Origin of the sequence: Buttiauxella massiliensis, from assembly GCF_902500225.1 — a bacterium.
Taxonomy (GTDB): Bacteria; Pseudomonadota; Gammaproteobacteria; order Enterobacterales; family Enterobacteriaceae; genus Buttiauxella; species Buttiauxella massiliensis.
The window spans coordinates 1-19,460 of record NZ_LR722673.1; the positions used below are offsets into that span (position 1 = coordinate 1).

At 49.6% G+C, this 19,460-nt stretch carries 19 protein-coding genes; 18 read left to right on the plus strand and 1 reads right to left on the minus strand.

Annotation, left to right across the window (positions count from 1 at the left end; translation table 11 throughout):
* Positions 1-258: 258 nt before the first annotated feature.
* The 10 genes from GC128_RS22270 to GC128_RS22315 all read left to right on the plus strand — a co-directional run bounded on the left by GC128_RS22270 (position 259) and on the right by GC128_RS22315 (position 10,144).
* A complete protein-coding gene (locus GC128_RS22270; RefSeq protein WP_151996104.1) occupies positions 259-1,122 on the plus strand; it encodes a GTPase family protein in 864 nt (287 codons plus the stop codon).
* Between the two features lie 86 nt (positions 1,123-1,208).
* Positions 1,209-2,027, plus strand: coding sequence for a DUF932 domain-containing protein (locus GC128_RS22275; protein WP_151996105.1), 819 nt, complete (start codon positions 1,209-1,211; stop codon positions 2,025-2,027).
* 242 nt (positions 2,028-2,269) lie between these two features.
* Positions 2,270-2,980, plus strand: coding sequence for a DeoR family transcriptional regulator (locus tag GC128_RS22280; protein WP_151996106.1), 711 nt, complete (start codon positions 2,270-2,272; stop codon positions 2,978-2,980).
* Between the two features lie 43 nt (positions 2,981-3,023).
* Positions 3,024-3,560, plus strand: a complete 537-nt coding sequence (locus GC128_RS22285) for a DUF4339 domain-containing protein (RefSeq protein ID WP_151996107.1) — start codon at positions 3,024-3,026, stop codon at positions 3,558-3,560.
* A 50-nt stretch (positions 3,561-3,610) separates the two neighbouring features.
* Positions 3,611-4,048 carry a hypothetical protein gene (locus GC128_RS22290; protein ID WP_151996108.1) on the plus strand — a complete coding sequence of 146 codons (438 nt, stop codon included), beginning with the start codon at positions 3,611-3,613 and terminating at the stop codon, positions 4,046-4,048.
* Positions 4,049-4,124: 76 nt separating this feature from the next.
* Complete coding sequence (locus tag GC128_RS22295) at positions 4,125-4,514, plus strand: hypothetical protein (protein WP_407643550.1); 390 nt, start codon at positions 4,125-4,127, stop codon at positions 4,512-4,514.
* Between the two features lie 825 nt (positions 4,515-5,339).
* Positions 5,340-6,701: an MFS transporter gene (locus GC128_RS22300; RefSeq protein WP_151996110.1), complete on the plus strand. Its 1,362-nt coding sequence runs from the start codon at positions 5,340-5,342 to the stop codon at positions 6,699-6,701.
* Between the two features lie 13 nt (positions 6,702-6,714).
* Positions 6,715-7,695, plus strand: coding sequence for a PDR/VanB family oxidoreductase (locus GC128_RS22305; protein WP_151996111.1), 981 nt, complete (start codon positions 6,715-6,717; stop codon positions 7,693-7,695).
* Positions 7,696-7,703: 8 nt separating this feature from the next.
* Positions 7,704-8,843, plus strand: coding sequence for an aromatic ring-hydroxylating dioxygenase subunit alpha (locus GC128_RS22310; protein ID WP_226812243.1), 1,140 nt, complete (start codon positions 7,704-7,706; stop codon positions 8,841-8,843).
* A 44-nt stretch (positions 8,844-8,887) separates the two neighbouring features.
* A complete protein-coding gene (locus GC128_RS22315) occupies positions 8,888-10,144 on the plus strand; it encodes a gallate dioxygenase (RefSeq protein WP_151996112.1) in 1,257 nt (418 codons plus the stop codon).
* Here the strand turns inward: GC128_RS22315 and GC128_RS22320 are convergent.
* Positions 10,120-11,388 (minus strand): LysR family transcriptional regulator, encoded by a 1,269-nt coding sequence (locus GC128_RS22320; RefSeq protein ID WP_151996113.1) that lies wholly within the window; start codon positions 11,386-11,388, stop codon positions 10,120-10,122. The two genes, GC128_RS22315 and GC128_RS22320, sit on opposite strands and share 25 nt — an antisense overlap.
* 131 nt (positions 11,389-11,519) lie before the next feature.
* Here GC128_RS22320 and galB point away from each other — a divergent pair, with 131 nt between their 5' ends.
* The 8 genes from galB to GC128_RS22360 form a co-directional block, all read left to right on the plus strand.
* Entirely contained in the window at positions 11,520-12,260 is a 741-nt protein-coding gene (gene galB / locus GC128_RS22325; protein ID WP_151996114.1) for a 4-oxalmesaconate hydratase, read from the plus strand.
* Positions 12,257-12,967: a 4-carboxy-4-hydroxy-2-oxoadipate aldolase/oxaloacetate decarboxylase gene (locus GC128_RS22330; protein ID WP_151996115.1), complete on the plus strand. Its 711-nt coding sequence runs from the start codon at positions 12,257-12,259 to the stop codon at positions 12,965-12,967. Before galB ends, GC128_RS22330 begins: the two co-directional genes overlap by 4 nt.
* Position 12,968: 1 nt before the next feature.
* Complete coding sequence (locus GC128_RS22335) at positions 12,969-14,051, plus strand: 4-oxalomesaconate tautomerase (RefSeq protein ID WP_151996116.1); 1,083 nt, start codon at positions 12,969-12,971, stop codon at positions 14,049-14,051.
* 13 nt (positions 14,052-14,064) lie between these two features.
* The gene (locus GC128_RS22340; protein ID WP_151996117.1) at positions 14,065-14,943 is read left to right on the plus strand and encodes an NAD(P)-dependent oxidoreductase; all 879 of its coding nucleotides are present in this window, start codon (positions 14,065-14,067) and stop codon (positions 14,941-14,943) included.
* Positions 14,944-15,663: 720 nt separating this feature from the next.
* Positions 15,664-17,055 (plus strand): MFS transporter, encoded by a 1,392-nt coding sequence (locus GC128_RS22345; RefSeq protein WP_151996118.1) that lies wholly within the window; start codon positions 15,664-15,666, stop codon positions 17,053-17,055.
* Between the two features lie 15 nt (positions 17,056-17,070).
* Positions 17,071-17,997 carry an NAD(P)-dependent oxidoreductase gene (locus GC128_RS22350; RefSeq protein ID WP_151996119.1) on the plus strand — a complete coding sequence of 309 codons (927 nt, stop codon included), beginning with the start codon at positions 17,071-17,073 and terminating at the stop codon, positions 17,995-17,997.
* A 13-nt stretch (positions 17,998-18,010) separates the two neighbouring features.
* The gene (locus GC128_RS22355) at positions 18,011-18,703 is read left to right on the plus strand and encodes an RraA family protein (RefSeq protein ID WP_151996120.1); all 693 of its coding nucleotides are present in this window, start codon (positions 18,011-18,013) and stop codon (positions 18,701-18,703) included.
* Between the two features lie 183 nt (positions 18,704-18,886).
* Positions 18,887-19,460: aldehyde dehydrogenase family protein (locus GC128_RS22360; protein WP_151996121.1), on the plus strand; the 574-nt coding region annotated here is incomplete at its 3' end.

Sequence of the window (19,460 nt, forward strand, 5' to 3'; positions counted from 1 at the left end):
TTTCAGTACGGCGATGATTTGGTGCTCGGTGAACCGGATTTTACGCATGGCGATCTCCTCGGGGACATAATCAGTATGTCGGAAGATCTCTAAAAGTGAATGGGCCATTTTGGTGGGATACTTACATCTGCTTCTGGCACAGAACGGCCTATCAGCATTGTAAAAATATTCAGATATATATCATTCAACTGAACATACCTCATTAAAGGCAGAACCTCACGGCTCTGCCGTTTTTGTTTTCATTTCAGAGGAGTAGTGATGAAAAAATCTGAAGGTTTGCAGTCGCTGCAGCAGTCACTTTCTGGCCTGCCGCAGTGGGTATCAGAGCGTATTTTGCAGCAGATAAACCAGCTTACTCACTATGAACCGGTGATTGGCATTATGGGCAAAACCGGGGCGGGAAAATCGTCGCTGTGCAATGCCCTGTTTGCCGGTGAGGTTTCACCTGTCAGCGATGTGGCCGCCTGTACGCGCGAACCACTGCGCTTTAGCCTGCAGGTAGGCGAGCGTTGCATGACGCTGGTGGATTTACCGGGCGTCGGTGAAAACGGTACCCGCGATGCTGAATATGCTGCGCTTTATCGGCAACAGTTTCCCCGGCTGGACCTGGTGCTGTGGCTGATTAAGGCCGATGACCGGGCGCTGGCGGTGGATGAACATTTTTACCGCCACGTGATCGGTGAGTCTTACCGGCATAAGGTGCTGTTTGTTATAAGCCAGGCTGATAAAGTCGAGCCCACCAGTGGTGGCAATAAACTATCCACAGAGCAAAAGCAGAACATCAGCCGTAAAATCTGCCTGCTGCATGAACTGTTCCAGCCCGTGCATCCGGTGTGTACTGTATCAACACGTCTGCAATGGGGGCTTAGGGTGATGGCTGAGCGGATGATTCGTTGTTTACCGCGTGAGGCCAGCAGCCCGGTAGCGGCACAGCTCAGTGCGCCGCTTCGTACCGATGCCGTTAATAAAAAAGCCTGTGACGATTTTGGTGAAACGGTTGGCTCGGTGCTGGACACAGTAAGTTCCATGCCGCTGATACCAGCCCCGATACGGGCAATCATTCAAGCTGTACGCAATACCGTGGTATCGGTCGCCCGTGCCGTCTGGAGTTTCTTCTTCTGAATTTTCTTCAACTCTTTGCTATTCGATGAGCCCTGTCGCCTATGCGACGGGGCTTTTCTTTATTTAATTTTCGTAGGAGTCTGCTTATGACCCGTCTGGCTTCGCGCTTTGGCGCTGCAAATGTTATTCGTCGGGACCGCCCATTAACCCGTGAAGAGTTGTTCCGCACGGTTCCCAGTGTGTTTAGCGAGGATAAACACGAATCCCGCAGCGAACGATACGCATACATTCCGACCATTACTCTGCTCGACAGCCTGCAGCGCGAAGGCTTTCAGCCGTTCTTTGCCTGTCAGACCCGTGTTCGCGACCCGGAACGTCGCGAGCACACTAAACATATGTTGCGTCTGCGCCGTGAGGGCCAGATTACTGGCAAGCAGGTGCCAGAAATCATTCTGCTGAATTCTCATGACGGCACCAGCTCATATCAGATGCTGCCAGGGCTGTTTCGCCAGGTTTGCCAGAATGGACTGATTTGTGGAGAGACGTTTGGCGAGGTGCGCGTTCCGCACAAGGGAGACGTGGTTAGTCAGGTGATTGAAGGGGCGTATGAGGTATTGGGAATTTTTGACCAGGTGGAGGAGAAGCGCGATGCCATGCAGTCGCTGATGCTTCCACCACCAGCCCGACAGGCACTGGCGAAAGCGGCGATTACTTACCGGTTTGGCGAAGACCACCAGCCAGTGACCCCGGCACAAGTCCTGACACCAAGGCGTTATGAAGATTACAGCGATGACCTGTGGACCACCTATCAGCGCATTCAGGAGAACCTGATTAAGGGAGGGCTAAGTGGTCGTAGTGCAAAAGGTGGACGAACCCATACCCGCGCTGTACGCGGCATAGATGGTGATGTGAAGCTTAATAGAGCTCTGTGGGTGATGGCGGAAACCCTGCTGGAGCAGTTGTAACGGGGAGAATTCGACTGTCTGCAGCACTGGTATTGTTACCACCTCGTTAACTATGGACACCACCTGTCCGTTTTCCCTCTCAAGGATTGTTTATAGAACGACCTGACACCGCTGAGGGGCGCGCCCGCTCTCGTATGAGGCAGATGCAAAAAATAGTTCCCGCAGTGTCCATTCCCTGTCCGCCCCCCTCTGTAAAGTAATCATATTAATTTCAGTCAGTTAATCTTCACGGAGAATATTCCATGACACAGGCAGAACGTCGCCATGACCGGCTGGCGGTCAGACTGTCACTCATCATTGGTCGTCTGGTAGCAGGCGAAACCCTGAGCGTGACGAAGCTTGCCGTCGAGTTCGGGGTCTCGGTTCGCACCCTGCGGCGGGATTTTCGTGAAAGGCTCATGTACCTGGACCTAGAGTACCGTCAGGGTCTCTGTCGCCTGCGTACCGGAGGTAACGGTGCGCAGGGTGAACTGGATGTGCTGACTTTTGCTCACCGCACCGGTCTCGCTGATGTCTTTCCGGGCTTTGACCGCAGACTGGTCAGTGCCTTGCTGGCGTCAGATGATGCACCCTGTCTGGTGTGGCAACTGCCACACGGGGTGAGTCCTTCCGGCTCACTGGTGTTTTACCGACTGGTAACCGCCATTACCTCCCGCCAGCGGGTGACGCTGCTGGCCGAGGGGCAACGCTGCGAGAGCCTGGCCCCGTACCGGCTGATTTTGCAGTCAGGTTGCTGGTATCTGGCCGGAGAGTTTCGGGGAAATATCACGGTCCATCCGCTGACAGATATTCACGCTGTTACAGTGCTGAACACCACTTTTACACCCAGAAAAACCATCAGCCAGTTGACCAGTCAGCCTGCTTTCATCCACGCACTTCCTCACTTTAGTTTCATTCGCGAAGCCCTGTTACTGACCTCTCCTGACAGAAGCTCAGCGGGCAGTGCTGCTTAATCAACCTCCGGCCTGTGCCGGAATTTCAGAGATAAGGAGAATCATGAACTGGCATTACGAGAAAAATGGTATCCGTCACGACGGTATCACCGAAGAAGAAATAACGGAGCGTGTTAAACGCGGCGAACTTACCGCCTCCACACTGGTGTGGAGGCCGGGAATGCCAGACTGGCAACCCTTATTCACCACCCCGCTGACGGCCGCGCTGGCGCATTGCATCACACCACCGGCACTGCCGGGGCACCGCATTCCGGGTGGTGTCGTCTGGACACTGGCTTTTGCCCCGTTCATTGGCTACGCGCTTGAACTGTGGACGGCGGGACTGAGCGGTATGGGTTTTGAGGAGGCCTATGACGCCGTATCGGGTGGACAGTACTGGTTTATTACATTGCTGCTCAATATCTCTCTGGGCTACCTGGATGAAAGACGTCTGCGTAAGGCCGGGGTGGATACGACAGCCTTCGGCAAGCTGGCGTGGCTGGTGCCGTTCTATCTCTGGCGACGGGCTAAATCACTGGGGCAGAAATCAGCTTATTTCTGGGTCTGGCTGGTGATGCTGTTCCTGACGCTGGTGGCCTAATGTATTCCCATCGGCCTTCAACCGATGGCTTCTCTTTAAAGGAAATTATCATGAAACCAATGTTCAGAACGCTGCTGATAGCAGTCAGTCTGCTGACTTGCGCCACGGTGCAGGGGGCGCCTTACAACCGAGTATTACCTGCTGCGGTAAACAATAAAAGCGGCAATATTTTCTGGTGTGATGCACACCGTCAGGTTACCGGGAAATGCGAAGCTATGTTTGCTGATCGCAGTGGTGGAATGGTGACCGTACGTTCCGCACCGCTCAAAGACTGCGAGGGTGGATTGTGGGGCTGGATAAGCATCCGGCGCGATGAAGCGTCAAAAGGTTTCACCATTACACCAGACCAGAAATTTGGTGTCACCGTAAAAGACCTGTGCCGTCCCGGGACGATTGCCACCTTTATGCCCAATCACAAAAAGCCAGATTACGACGACCTGGTGGTGCTGTACCAGGGTAAAGAGCTGTTCCGCTATAAACGCTTTTAATCATGCCATGACTGGCACAGAAGAAATCTGCGTAGCCATGCGCCACTGATGATTCAGGGAGTAAACCATGTTCAAGATGATTACTGCAGTATCCGCCGTTGTGTTGTCTTTTACCGTTAGTGCAGCGCAGTTACCCGAACAACTGATGGATAAAGACAATCCGGGCGAGTCGTACTGGTGTCAGGGGAACGATATCAATAGCTCCGTCTGCTCGCTGACCGGTGTCAGTGACGACCATAAATTTGCTTTGATTCAGGACTGGCCGGGCACTGCCTGTGCTGATAATAATTTTGGTGTCATAGACCTGGTACATGAGACCGGCATTAATGTGCCCTACGATGGCGGTGACTGTCAGGGTGATGTGAAGGCCGGTTTCGTGCGTGGTGCGAAGGATAACGGCCTGTATGTGAACATTGTCAGGGGAAGCAAAACGTTGCTGATGTACAAAGTTAAAACCGGATACTGATACCGTTATCGACACAAAATAAACACAGCCCCTGTTGCTCACGCAACAGGGGCTTTTAGCATTTAAGAATCGCGTGATGTCTGAGCCAGTTTCGTCGTTAACGACGACTGAGTAAGAAAAAGAAAATACGCTAACTTTCAATACGGAAAATATGAAATTCAACCAATACATTCACATTTTACTGGTAGCGGGTTCCGCACTGATGACATTAATAACCCTGATTACCTCCGGCAGTCGGGGTTTTCTTTTTTTGTCGCTTAATATCCACCGATAGCCCTGGCAGTTCCGAACGACGAACGCAGTGGTTAGTTTCTATCTTCAGGTAAATGTATCCGCTTCTGGTTATAAAGTCTGCTGAGAGCGAGGAGCGGAAGTTAGCCTAACACTGACATAATCAGTTTGTAGAAGAACTCTAAAAGTGAATAGCACGATTATGCGGGAAACTTCCAGCGTGATTAGAGGTCTTTCGCCGAAGATGTACAGCAATATCAGCAGCTCGGAAGTATCCAGATTTTCCCCGCGATTCACTGAGTTAATCATGATTCACCGCAAAAACTATAATTCCTCTGTATGCAGGCCTCACGCCAGAGACTGGCTTCAACCATCTGATTTATTTGATTATACCTGGCATGTGCAACTCGCTTTTTTATTATTGAAAATTGTTGTAAACCTCACAGTATAAATAAAACTCATATCTCTAAAATTTTTTCAGCCCACGAGCCTGGCAGTGTTGCTTTACCTTAAAAAGACCCTACACGACAAACCGCCCAGTCCCTTCAAGTGGCGGTAATCGCAACACGATCATAAAAACAGGCGAACAACGTTATGAGTATTTCAAATAATGTAGACGTTAAAGCATGGATAGATTCACGGCCCATTACTGGCTATCAATGGCTGGTTGTGGCGGCAGGGTTGCTGATCATCATGTTTGACGGCTATGACACCGCAATCATGGGTTTTATTGTGCCGGAACTGTTGGCGAAGTGGGGTTTGAGCCGTGCTGAGATAGGCCCTGTCCTCGGTTGTGCCATGTTTGGCGTGGCGCTTGGAGCGCTGATCACCGGGCCTCTGGCCGATCGCTATGGGCGCAAACGTTTGTTGCTGCTTTCCGTTGCTGTTTTTGCACTTTTTAGCCTGCTGTCGGCATTTTCCTCCTCCCCACAAGAACTGGCGTTGATGCGTTTTATCACAGGTCTTGGGCTTGGTGCGGCTATGCCAAATTGTGTCACGCTGATCGCTGAATATATTCCTGCTCGTCGTCAGGGGGTGATGATCACCTTAATGTATAGCGGATTCAGTATCGGCTCGGGCATTGCAGGTTTCATTGCGGCCTGGATGATACCGGCATGGGGCTGGGAATCTGTGCTGATCTTTGGCGGCATTGTCCCGCTGGTGCTTTTACCATTGCTGCTGTGGTTCATGCCGGAATCCCCTATGTTTATGGTGGCTCGTCATTTTCCATCAGAAAAAATCGCTGCCACTTTGCAGCGCATGGGCGGGGCGTTCACCGCAGAAACGCAGTTTTTCCTGATGAACCCCGTCGTAGAAAAATCATCACGCGTAAAACAACTGTTCACGCCGAGCTATGCGTGGGGCACGGTTGTGTTGTGGCTGACCTATTTCATGGGGCTGTTTGTGATTTACATGCTCAATGGCTGGTTGCCAACGGTGCTGCGTGACGGCGGAATTAACCTGCAACATGCCGCGATAATTACGGGTGTCTTCCAGCTTGGTGGTATTGGCGGCGGCATCATTGTGGGTTCGCTGATGGATCGCATGTCGCGTAAGAAAGTGATAGGCGCATTTTATCTGCTCGGTAGTCTCAGTTTATTAACGCTGGGTATGTTCAATTTTTCCCCGTTGATGCTCGGCTTGTTCGTGTTTATCAGTGGCGTATGTATTAACGGTGCGCAGACTGGCATGCAGGCCTTTGCGCCAGCGTTCTACCCAACGGGTATTCGCGCTACGGGTGTTAGTTGGATGCATGGAATAGGTCGTACCGGGGCAATTCTCAGCACCACGACGGGTGGTTTGCTTATCGGTCTGTTTGCCGGGCCTGGCGCAATCTTTTACATTCTCGCGCTACCGGCGTTGTTAGCAATGTTGGTGGTGATTAATCATCGTGATGGCCGTGCGCAAACCGCAAGCGGAAGTGATTTCGCTGTAGTGACCCGTGAAATGAAATAAGCGGAGAAACGAGATGGCATTTAAACAAATAGAAGTGGAGGTGGTCGCGGTTCGTGAGCTCACTCCCTCCATCCGCGAGTATCAGCTGGCGACACCAGACAAAACGCCGCTACCGGAATACACAGCAGGCGCGCATATCACGCTGTTTCTTGATAACCATGAAGGCGGCCTGTTTGTCCGGCATTACTCTTTACTCGGTGGTGATGGTATCAATGACGATGCCCGTCATCTTTACCGCATTGCTGTTCAGCGGGAGCCACAGGGAACGGTCTCCTGCTGGATACATCAGCATTTGCAACCAGGCTGCCGGCTTCGTGTCTCGGTGCCCGTAAATGCTTTCACACTGGAAAGAACCACACAGCCGGTATTGTTGATTGCCGGAGGCATTGGCATCACGCCGGTATTTTCGATGATGCGCAGCCTGATGAAACGCCAGAAGCCATTCTCATTGCTTTACTGCGGGCGCACAGCGGGATCAATGGCTTTTCACGATGACATCTCCAGCCTGATCCCCGGCCGTGTACGTTTTCATTACAGCCAAAAAGCCGGGCGAATTGATTTGCATATACTGCTGGGAACGCTGGCACCAGAGACAGCCATCTATATTTGCGGCCCTTTATCGTTGATTGACGGCGTATGTGCTGCGGCTCGTGAACGTAATTTCCCGCAAGAGAATCTGCACTATGAATGTTTTGCACCGGCGGTAATGTCAGAAAACCAGCCGTTTGAGGTTGAGCTTAAACGCTCTGGTCGCATCATTCCGATTGCCCGCAATACCAGCATTCTTGATGCGCTGAATGCCGCAAAAGTGGATGTGCTTTGGGATTGTCGCCGGGGTGAGTGCGGGCTTTGTGAGCAAACGGTGATTTCTGCCGATGGGCCGCTGGTGCACCAGGATCAATACCTCAGCGAAGAGAAAAAACAGTCTGGTGAGTCAATGTGTATCTGTGTCTCACGGTTACGCGGAAAACGTTTAGTGCTTGATTTGCAATAGGGTAAATTATGAATCATTCATTTGATATGGTTATTGATCATCCAAGACATCCCTTTGAGGATGATACGTTTGGCACGGGTGGATTCGCTGATCACAGCACGCCGCTTATCCGTAATTGTTGGTATGTTGCAGCACTCAGTCATGAAGTTTCTCGCGAGATAATCAGCCGCCGCTTTCTGGGGACGGATGTTGCGCTTTACCGCACCCTTGCGGGTGAACCTGTGGCGGTACGTAACCGCTGTCCACACCGTTCGTTTCCGCTGGCAAAAGGCAAACTGGATGGTGACACGCTGGTCTGCGGCTACCATGGGATGCAGTTCAATACGAGCGGGCGTTGCGTCAATTTACCGTCGATGGCCAACGTGCCGGGCAATGCGCAGGTGCGAACTTTCGAAGTCGTAGAACGGGCACCGCTGATTTGGATCTGGATGGGTGACCCCGACAGCGCCGACCCCGCGACTATTCCTGACACGCATTGGTTGAGTAGCCCGGAGTGGAAAAGTGTTAATGGCCAGTTCAGCTTTAAATCTGACTACATTTCCATGCACGAAAACTTGCTCGATCAGACGCATTTCCCGTTCTTGCATCCTGGTGCGATAGGCACACCCGAATATGCCCGTTCGAAGCTGAAAGTGCGCCAGGAAGGGAATGTAGTCATTATTGACCGCGTATTGAAAAACTCGCCGCCGCCAGGAGTCTATGCCATTCCAACCGGGTTAACGGGAATACCGGTTGATCGTTATTCAGAAGCTCGTTTCCAGTCGCCCGCTATGCACGTTGCCTTTGCCCGTATCGTTGATACCTCGCAAGGCGCGGGCCGGGACATCACTTACCGCTTCAACATTTCGCACATTTTCACCCCGGAAACCAATGGCAGCATTCATTACTGGTGGTTCTGTACGCGTGATTTTGACCTACAAAACACCGCCACTGATGAGCACTTGTATGTTTCGTCAGCCAAGGCTTATACCGAAGATGTCGACGCGCTTGAGTGGATACTCGACGTTGTTCGCAAAGACAGTGAACCGCAGTTCGATCTTAACTTTGCACCGGACCGCCCGGGATTGATGATGCGCCGCATCCTGTATGATTTAGCGGTGGCTGAAGCAGGGGTTGCGCCAGATTGCATGCAGCAGTGCCAAAAATAATCTAATAAAAACATCCTAATTTAACGATACGTGGAGTAAACAACATGGCAAAAATTATTGGCGGACTAGCCGTTTCACATACGCCAACCATCGGCTTCGCGGTCGACCACAACAAACAAAAAGAGCAGGCATGGGAGCCTATATTCTCAAGTTTTGAGCCGATGCAGCGTTGGCTTGCAGAGAAAAAACCAGATGTGCTGCTGTATGTGTTTAACGACCATGTCACGTCGTTTTTCTTCGACCATTACTCCACTTTCGCGCTGGGAATCGACGACGAATATCAGGTTGCGGATGAAGGCGGCGGCCCTCGTGATTTACCGCCGGTAAAAGGCCATGCGGCACTCTCACGCCATATAGGCACCAGCCTGATGAGCGATGAGTTTGATATGAGCTTCTTTATGAATAAGCCGCTCGATCATGGTCTCTTCTCACCATTGTCAGCGCTGTTACCTTCGCAGGGTGGTTGGCCGACGCAAGTGGTGCCGCTGCAAATAGGTGTGCTGCAATTTCCTATCCCCAGCGCTCGCCGCTGTTACAAGCTTGGCCAGGCTTTGCGTAGAGCAATTGAAAGTTTCCCGGAAGATCTTACTGTGGCGCTGGTGGCAACAGGCGGGTTGTCGCATCAGGTACACGGTGAACGTTGCGGATTTAATAATCCTGACTGGGATGCCCAGTTTGTTGATGCGCTGGCAAACGATCCTGAAAGCCTGGCACAAATGACCGTGGCGGAATATGCCCAGTTAGGCGGAATGGAAGGGGCGGAAGTGATTATGTGGCTGGTGATGCGTGGCGCATTGTCGGCAAACGTGACGGTAACGCACCAGTCTTATTATTTGCCGTCAATGACCGGTATCGCGACGCTGATTCTGGAAAACCATGCCCGTACCTTACCCGTCGATACTGCCGCCCGCCATCGTGCTCACATTGCTCAGGAACTGGCGGGAGTGGAGCAACTGGAAGGTACCTATCCCTTTACGCATCAACGCAGCCTGGAGGCGCTGCGCCTGAACCGCTTCTTACACAAATTGGTCCAGCCCGAATGGCGTGCCCGTTATCGCCAGCAGCCGGAACAACTCTACCAGCAAGAAGGGCTTACCGACCAGGAACAGCAGATGTTGCGAGACCGCGACTGGCGCAAACTGATTCAGTATGGTGCGAGCTTCTTCCTGCTGGAAAAATTCGGTGCCGTAACGGGCGTTTCTAACCTGCACATATATGCCGCGATGCGTGGTATGTCACTGGATGATTTTCAGAAAACGCGAAATCAGCAGGTGATTTACTCCGTTGCAGGGAAAGAGTAACCCTCGGGTTCCTGCTTTACAGGCTGGTATTTACCCACCACGTCACGGATGGCCTGCAACAACGCCTGCGCGGCAGGAGAATGCAGCGCCCCCTGGCGCCAGGTTAGCCCAATGGCACGGTGAGTATTCGGTAGCTCGACCGGCAATTTTACCAGTACATCAGCTGCCAGCTCATACTCAAGCTGGTGGCTGGAAATCGCCGTTATCATCTCCGAATTCAGCAACAAATTACGCGCAATCGCCAGATCACCTGTTTCCACTAGTGGCTGGGGTTCAGCAATTCCCAATTGTACAAATGCCTGGCTTAACAGTTTGCGGGCTGGCGTGGCTGCGCGTGGCAAAATCCATTGTGCCGCAGCCAGTTGTTGCATGCTGACGGTACCCCGAGATAACGGATGATCGCGTCGGGCAAGAATAACCATCTCTTCGGTAAACAACACTTCGTTGGTGATGTCTGCCACACCATCGCGCAGCGCCCCAAAAATAAAATCGACATTGCCTGCACGTAATTCCGAAATCAGCGCAGTGAATGCACTTTCATTGGTTATCACGTTCACGCCCGGATAGCGCGCCAGCAGGCTGAGAATAGCTTCTGGTAGCAAGCGCGTACGGCCTAGCGGCAGCGCCCCAATATGCACCGTGCCGCGTAAAATCCCCCGGCGGGCGGCAATATCTGCTGGAATATGGCGTAATTCATTCAATGTCCGACTGATATTACTGGCAATTTCCTGCCCTCCGCGGGTTGGCATCATTCCTTTTGGTGTGCGCTGGAACAGCGCTAAACCCGCGCCTTTTTCCAGTATTTTCAATGCAGCACTGACGGCAGGCTGGCTGACATGAAACATGTCAGCCACTGTCTGGGTGTGATGCACCTGAAACAGCGCCATAAAGACTTCAAGACGACGGGTGTTATACAGCCAGATGGGTTCGGCAAGTTCACGTCCGGCGATCTCTTTCCCCCTGACGTTGGCGATAATTTTCGGAATAGCGCACAGCTCATCAATAGCTTGTCGTGCGCGCGGCAAAATACATTTTCCAAATTCGGTTAATAACATTCCGCTGGCATGCCGCTCGAATAATTTTAACGACAAACTGTGTTCTAAATCACGAATTGAACGGGTGATCGCGGATTGTGTGCGAAATAAATTATCCGCTGCGCGGGAAACGGTACCTTGAGCCGCAACCTGACAGAAGGCTCTGATTTGCATGATATTAATCATTTCACAGGAGGTTTTTTTTTTCATGCTTTCGCCATTTATCCAGAGCCGATGAATAAACAACATAAATAAAAATCATACCTCAGGCAATTAAACTGATTACCCGCCCTGAATAACGCATGACAGTATTTACTCATACGCACAACAAGGAACCCAACATGACAAATAATACAGCAACAAAAACGGGGTTAGTGGTCAGCGCACATTCAGCAGACTTCGTCTGGCGAGCAGGCGGTGCCATCGCATTACACACGTCGCGCGGATACAACATGCATGTTGTGTGTCTCTCTTTTGGCGAACGCGGTGAATCGGCAAAGCTATGGCGTAAAGGTGAGATGACGGAAGAAAACGTCAAAGCCGTACGCAAAGAAGAAGCGATGGCGGCAGCGGATGTGTTGGGGGCCAGCATTGAATTTTTCGATATGGGCGATTATCCACTGCGTGCGGATAAAGACTCGTTATTCCGCCTGGCAGATGTTTACCGCCGTGTTCAGCCAGACTTTGTTCTAAGCCATTCACTGCACGATCCTTATAACTACGACCACCCGCTGGCAACACATTTGGCGCAGGAAGCACGCATTATCGCCCAGGCTGAAGGGTATCGCCCTGGTGAGCCTATTATCGGCGCGCCGCCAGTTTACTGTTTTGAACCGCACCAACCCGAGCAGTGCAACTGGAAGCCTGATGTACTGCTGGACATTACCTCTGTGTGGGAGAAAAAGTATCAGGCTATTCAATGCATGGCGGGCCAGGAGCATCTTTGGGAATACTACACGCGTGTCGCTTTACAGCGCGGAGCCCAGGCAAAACGTAACATCGGTATTACTGCGGCGAAAACGCTCACTCATGCCGAAGGGTTCCAGAGCATCTTCCCGCGCGTGACGGAGGATTTGTCATGAGCCTGATTAATAAAAGTGGTCTTGTGGTGCGCCATATTCCACGCAGTGATGTTTCCCAGTTTGAGTTATGGCGCAGATTGGGTGTCGCGACAGTACATGAAGCGCAAGGTCGCAAAGGGCTACTGGATAGCGCTATCCTCCCTGTTCAGCAAGGGAAAGCTATCGCGGGGAATGCGGTCACTGTGCTGGTAACACCTGGTGATAACTGGATGTTCCATGTGGCTGTCGAGCAATGTCGCCCCGGTGATGTGCTGGTTGTTGCGCCAACCTCACCTTGCCGCGATGGTTTCTTTGGCGACTTACTGGCAACGTCGCTGAAAGCGCGCGGTGTCGTCGGGCTGATTGGCGATATTGGCATCCGGGATAGTCATATATTACGTGAGATGGATTTCCGCGTTTGGTCCCGGGCCGTCTGTGCCCAGGGAACGGTGAAAGAAACGCTAGGTTCGGTGAATGTGCCCATTCTTTGTGCCGGTCAGGTGATTTATCCAGGCGATGTCGTTGTCGCAGATGATGACGGCGTCGTGGTGGTGCCATTTATCGATGCCTTGCCAGTGCTGGAAAATGCACTCAAACGTGAAACCCTGGAAGAAGGCAAACGCCAGCGCCTGGCTGGCGGTGAGTTAGGATTGGATATTTATCATATGCGCCAACGGCTAGCGGAAAAGGGCCTTCGCTACATCGATACTCTTGATGAGTTGAATTGAAATGAAACAGCGCAAAATCCCTTGTTTGTATATGCGCGGAGGCACGTCGAAAGCGGCCTGTTTTCTGGCTTCCGATTTACCCAATGATCCGGCAGTCTGCGATAGCGTGTTATTAGCTGTGATGGGATCACCGGACCCTCGGCAAATTGATGGCCTTGGCGGTGCCGATCCCTTGACCAGCAAAATAGCAATTATTCAGCCATCTTCACGCGAAGGCGTGGATGTTGATTATCTGTTTGCTCAAGTGAATGTGAATACCGCGGTTGTGGATTATGGGCAGAACTGCGGCAACATCCTCGCAGCGGTAGGGCCATTTGCCATTGAACGCGGGCTTATCGCGCCACAGGAAGGGAACACACAAGTCAGTATCTACATGGAAAACACCGGGCAAATTGCCCGCGCAATTATCCCAACTACAACCGAAGGCGTGGAATATGAGGGGGAATTACGCATAGATGGTGTTCCTGGTAGTGCTGCGGAAATTGTTCTGAAGTTCCAGGATATTGCAGGTTCAAGCTGCGGTGCATTACTGCCCACTGGCAATGCCCAGGATTACGTCGACGGCATTTCTGTTACCTGTATTGATAACGGCATGCCCGTGATACTGATGCGTGCTAAAGATCTGCAACGCAGCGGTTATGAAAGCCGCGAAGCGCTGGATGACGATTCAGAACTGAAAAAAAAGATTGAGTCCATTCGCTTGCAGATGGGGCCGAAAATGCATCTTGGTGATGTCACTCACCGCACCGTTCCGAAAATGACATTACTGGCAGAGCCGCGCAACGGCGGCGCTATCTCCAGCCGTACTTTTATACCGCATCGTTGCCATGCGTCAGTGGGTGTGCTCGGTGCAGTCAGTATTGCTACTGCTTGCCTTATTCCCAATACCGTAGCTGAAGGAGTGGCGCGAATCAGCGATACCCCATCACAGCGCGTCAGTGTTGAACATCCCACTGGAGAATTCAGCGTGTTGTTACAGCTTGAAGGGCAACATATTGCGGGTTGCGGTCTGCTGCGTACTGCCCGCCTGATTTTTGAAGGGCAAGTGGCTATCTCAGGCACGATCTGGCCTCAGGACATGTAATAAGGAAAACAGTATGGCGAACATCACAGTTATTGGTTTCGGCGAAGCAGGCACGATTTTCGCCAGCGAACTGGTGAAATACCACCAGGTGACAGTTTGGGACAGTAAACTGATTGGTGATGCAGGCGAGGCGATGCGCAATAAAGCCCGCATCTGTGGTGTACACGCGGCGGGCTCCCTGGCCGAAGCACTGGAAAATGCTGAGTGGGTTTTTTCCCTGGTGACGGCGGGAAACTCGCTCAATCTGGTGCTTGAATGCCAGCCATTACTGCACAAGGGGCAGTCTTTTCTGGATTGTAATTCTGTTGCGCCGGGCACAAAGCGGCAGGCTGCCGAAGGTTGTCTTGGGCGTGCAAACTATGTCGATGTGGCAGTGATGGCACCTGTTCCACCGAAACGCGCCGCGACACCACTGCTGATTGGCGGTGAAACTGCGCTACAAACCGTGCAGTTTTTACAACAATCAGGGCTCAATGCAAGCTTTGGCAGCAATCAAGTGGGTGATGTATCAGCGATTAAAATGTGCCGCAGTGTGATGATAAAAGGGCTGGAGGCATTAACCACTGAATGCCTGCTTGCAGCTCGACATTACGGCGTCGAAGACGAGGTCTTAGCCTCGCTGCACGCCAGTTTTCCTTCGCTGGGCTGGGACGGAGATTTCCCTCACTACATGATAAGCCGGGTGGCAGAACATGGTGTTCGGCGTGCCGAGGAAATACGAGAAGTGGTGAAAATGATAGAAGACGCGGGCCTTCCAGCCAGTATGTGCATTGGCACAATAGCCACGCAACAGAGGTTACCAGAAAGAATGACACAACGAGGCGTGGTATGGGAAACCCTTCAACCTTTTGACTGGAAAAAAACTGCAGATGATTTGTTCCTGCGTCGTTAGTCAGGGAGGGAGGGAGGTCTGGTGAGAATAATTTAGACGGGGACGCTTTACGATTTCCACACATGACAACGATAAAAGCCTTTGAAATGTCTATTAAGGTGATGACGATTCAACTATCGTGGCTAACTAAAACTAGCCACGATATAGAGTTTTCTTGAATCATTTTAATGGCCGCTCCTGGCACGTAACTGCCTCTAGAAAATCTTCGTCAGCTATGAGCGAAACAGACATCGCTCTTCGCTCATTTCTACTCACGTTATTGCTGGGCACTTATCTACGAGGGACTAATTCGCTTCAGCCTAGAACGTCCTCTTACAGAAATACAATAGCGCTTTCCAATTGGGGCGACGCCAAGAAAAACAGCTCTAACTCATCTCGTCCTACTGAAGCTAATGTAAGTTGCTGATCCGTCACTTATGACTATCCACTAACCAAGTGCAGATCATGGAGAGGTGATAAAACAATTGGCAAAAAATAATTTTGTGACCGCTATCAATGTCAAGCTCAGAAACGACAAATACCTGCTGAATAGTCATATAATATGCGTGGGTTGTCACAAAAGAGTATCAACAATTTTTTATAGTATAAAATAATCATGCCATTCCTTTTTTCAATACCCCCCCCGAGAAACATTTCAATCGTCAGAAAAAAAATCATCTGTTAAAACAAATACAGCCACAAATAAAAACAATTCCTCCCTACATAACAGGCAGAACAAATATGAAACAGCGTGAAACTCAAAAGCGAAGCCGGTTCAGATGGATAGTCGCTGTAATGTTCTTTATCGTATATATGATAGCTGGAGCTGACCGAGCCAATATAGGTGTCGTGGTTCCATTTATTAAAGAAGATTTTCATCTAACTAATGTGGATATTGGTTTGCTGGCAAGCCTTTTTTATATTACGTATGCATTGGTGCAAATACCTGTTGGATTTCTTTTTAGCAAATATGGAATTGGTAAAATACTCTCAGGATGTATGATTCTGACATCTATTTCCACTTTGTTTATTGGTCTTACCGGTAGTGTATTTCAGCTAAAAATTGCTCGTGCTGTTCTGGGGGCATCCGAAGGTCCATTAAATATCGGTATTGTTTCCATCATAAACAGATGGTTCCCGGCAAAAGAAAAAGGACTGGCAACCGGAATTTTCATGTCTTCCATCAAGTTTGCTCCGGCTTTCGTCCCGCCGTTGTGCGCTTTTATCGTATTGACCTGGGGCTGGAGGGAAGTCTTTTATATCTTTGCTGTGCCGGGCTTTTTGATTGCATTGTTATGGTTGATATTCATTAAAGACGACCCATCAGAGAGCAAATACTGTAATGAGGCCGAGCGAGATTACATTCTTAATTCTGATAATGAAAGAGAAGAACGTGATAACCAAAGAGGCGGTGATGATACCTCTATTTCCAACCAGAATATTCTCGATAAGTTAATTAGAAGAAAGGAAGTTGATTTACTGGATAACTCACGCGCTATTTTCCTTTCCTGGAACAACTGGGCATGTGCGATTGGCTACGGCCTTATGGTAGGTATTACGTACTCCATTATGACTTGGGTTCCATCATACTTGATTAACGAAAAACACATGTCTGTATTAAGTATGGGGTTTGTGGCTTCAGCACCGTGGGTTGGAGCGATTATAGGTAATATCGTTGGTGGCATCCTATCGGACCGTTTATTTAAGGGTAGAAGAAAGCCGGTAATGTTTATTACTTCAGCCGCAACCGTAGTCATGATGTATGTGCTAATTAATACACCGACAATCCCCATTGTTATTGCTGGTCTGTTTTTCCTTACCGGTATTTTATTAAACATTGGTTATTCTACTTTCCTGGTATACCCAATGGGATTAGTGGCTAAAGCGAAAGTGCCTTTAGCTGCATCAGTCGTTAACACCGTTGGTTCAATTGGTGGAGCAGTATCTCCGTTCATTGTGGGTGTGTTATTAGATAATTATGGATGGAGTCAGGTCTTCCTTTTCCTCAGCATCTGTTCCTTCATCACCTTATGTCTATTAGTCACCATGATTGAGCCAGTTGGAAAGAAATCAGGTTTAGTCTCTGAACCAAAAATTGTCATAAATAAAACAGTCAGCGTTGAGCAGCAGTAATCTGAGGAGAAAGTCATGAAAGTTTTCATTATGGACCCTGTAAGTCCAAAAGTTGTGGAAGAAATAGCCAGTAAATATGAAGTCGTTGCGTACCCGGAATGCCGGGACCGCAACTGGCATGAAGAAGCTGATGCGCTGCTTGTCAGGACTTGGGTAGTGAGTGCAGAGGATATGGCGAAGGCGAAAAAACTAAAAATTATTGCCAAGCATGGTGTTGGGGTAGACAACATCGATCTGCCAGCAGCTAAAGCACACAATATTCTGGTCACCAATACACCAGGGGCAAATGCTGTAAGCGTGGCGGAGTATGTAGTCACCCTGACGCTATCTCTTTATCGCAGTGTTCCACTTTATTCCTATCGTGTTCGTTATGGTGAATGGAAGGCATTACCAAAGGCATTTGAAATTAGTGAGAAAACCATTGGTTTAGTGGGGCTGGGTGATATTGGATTGCGTGCTGCCAAAATATTCAGCGGCGGTTTTGGTGCGAGAGTTCTAGCATATGATCCTTTCGCACCTCAAAAGGTATTTATCGATAATAATGTCGAGCGTGTTCAGCACTTGGACGATTTGCTAACTAGATGTGATGTAATAAGCCTACATGTCCCCTTAACACCACAAACTAAAAATATGATTGGTGAACGTGAGCTGCATATGATGAAAGAAGACTCCGTTCTAATTAATGTATCGCGTGGTGGAATTGTTAATGAAGAAGATTTATATCACGCACTCAAAAATAATGTCATTTTTTCAGCCGCCTGTGATGTATTTGTTGATGAACCATTAAATAAAAACTGCCCTCTGCTCGAGCTAGATAATTTTATTGGCTCACCACATGTAGGCGGTAGTAGTAATGAATCGCTCATTCGAATGGGTATGGGTGCATTTAATAATATAGATGCAGCTCTGAATGGTCAGTTACCTAAAAACTTAATTATTTAATCTGGAGTTTATTATGCGTACAACTAAATTTGATGATGTCATTGCATTCCCTCGTCTTTCTGAGGCACAGCTTGATCGCGCCAGAAAATATCAGGCTGCTATTTTATCTGATGTTGCTGGTCGTCGCGGGGCGCTTCACAGTTCAATCAAGCCATTGCGTAACGACATGCAGGTAGTAGGTACGGCATTTACTGTGGAATCTCGTCCGGGAGATAACCTGATGTTCCATGTTGCACTTGCACTTGCAAAACCGGGTGACGTTATTGTTGTAGCTGGTCAGGGTTATGCTTCCAGTGCCATGTTTGGTGAGCTGATGGTCACCCAGGCTGAAGCCGCAGGTATTGGTGGGTTCGTAGTGGATGGTGCCTCACGTGATTTCGACTCTATCGGTAAATCTCATATGCCTATCTTCGCAGCAGGGCGCAATCCGGCTGGCCCAACTAAGAACATAGGTGGGAAAATCTGTACGTCTATTTCTCTGGGGGATGTGGCTGTTCAACCCGGCGACTTGGTTGTCGGTGACTGCGATGGTGTGGTTGTTATTCCGCGTGATGAGGTAGATGCCGTTCTGGATGCTGCTGAGAAAAAAGTGAAAGCTGAAGAGTCTCGTATGAAAGAAATTGAGCAGGGTATTCTGGTCTCTCCGTGGCTGGATGATGCATTGCGTGCAGCGGGGGTGTTATCTGCTGAGGAAACCCTTGTTTAATTTAAAACAGGTAAATAGATAATTATTTTTTCCTTGAATCTCTGTTTTACTTAACTGAATCATTTTGTGTAATTGCGCGCAAGGCAGTTGTTTTCCTTTAGTTAAGTTATTAAATTTTTATATGCATCACACTTAATGATTCAGTTTTTTATTTCCTATACAGTCCATTTCGAGAGCTTAACCATGTCAACAAATAATATTGAAAAATTAAATTCACTAGTTGAAAAGGTGAAGGCTGCACAGAAAATATATTCAAGCTTTACTCAGGAGCAGGTAGATAAAATTTTTCATGCAGCAGCGATCGCAGCAGCTGATGCGCGAATACCGTTGGCCAAACTAGCGGTAAATGAGTCAGGCATGGGCATCATGGAAGATAAGGTTATTAAAAACCACTTTGCTTCTGAATACATTTACAACGCCTATAAAGATGAAAAAACGTGTGGCGTATTATCTGAGGACACCACCTATGGGACCATTACGATTGCTGAGCCCATCGGCCTTATTTGCGGTATTGTACCGACTACGAACCCAACCTCTACAGCAATTTTTAAATCACTAATTAGCCTTAAAACCCGTAATGGGATTATATTTTCTCCACACCCACGCGCCAGCAATGCGACAAATAAGGCCGCAGACATCGTTCTGCAAGCTGCGATCGCTGCTGGTGCACCTAAAGATCTGATCGGTTGGATTGACCAGCCATCTGTCGAACTGTCTAACGCACTGATGCACCACCCAGATATCAACATGATTCTGG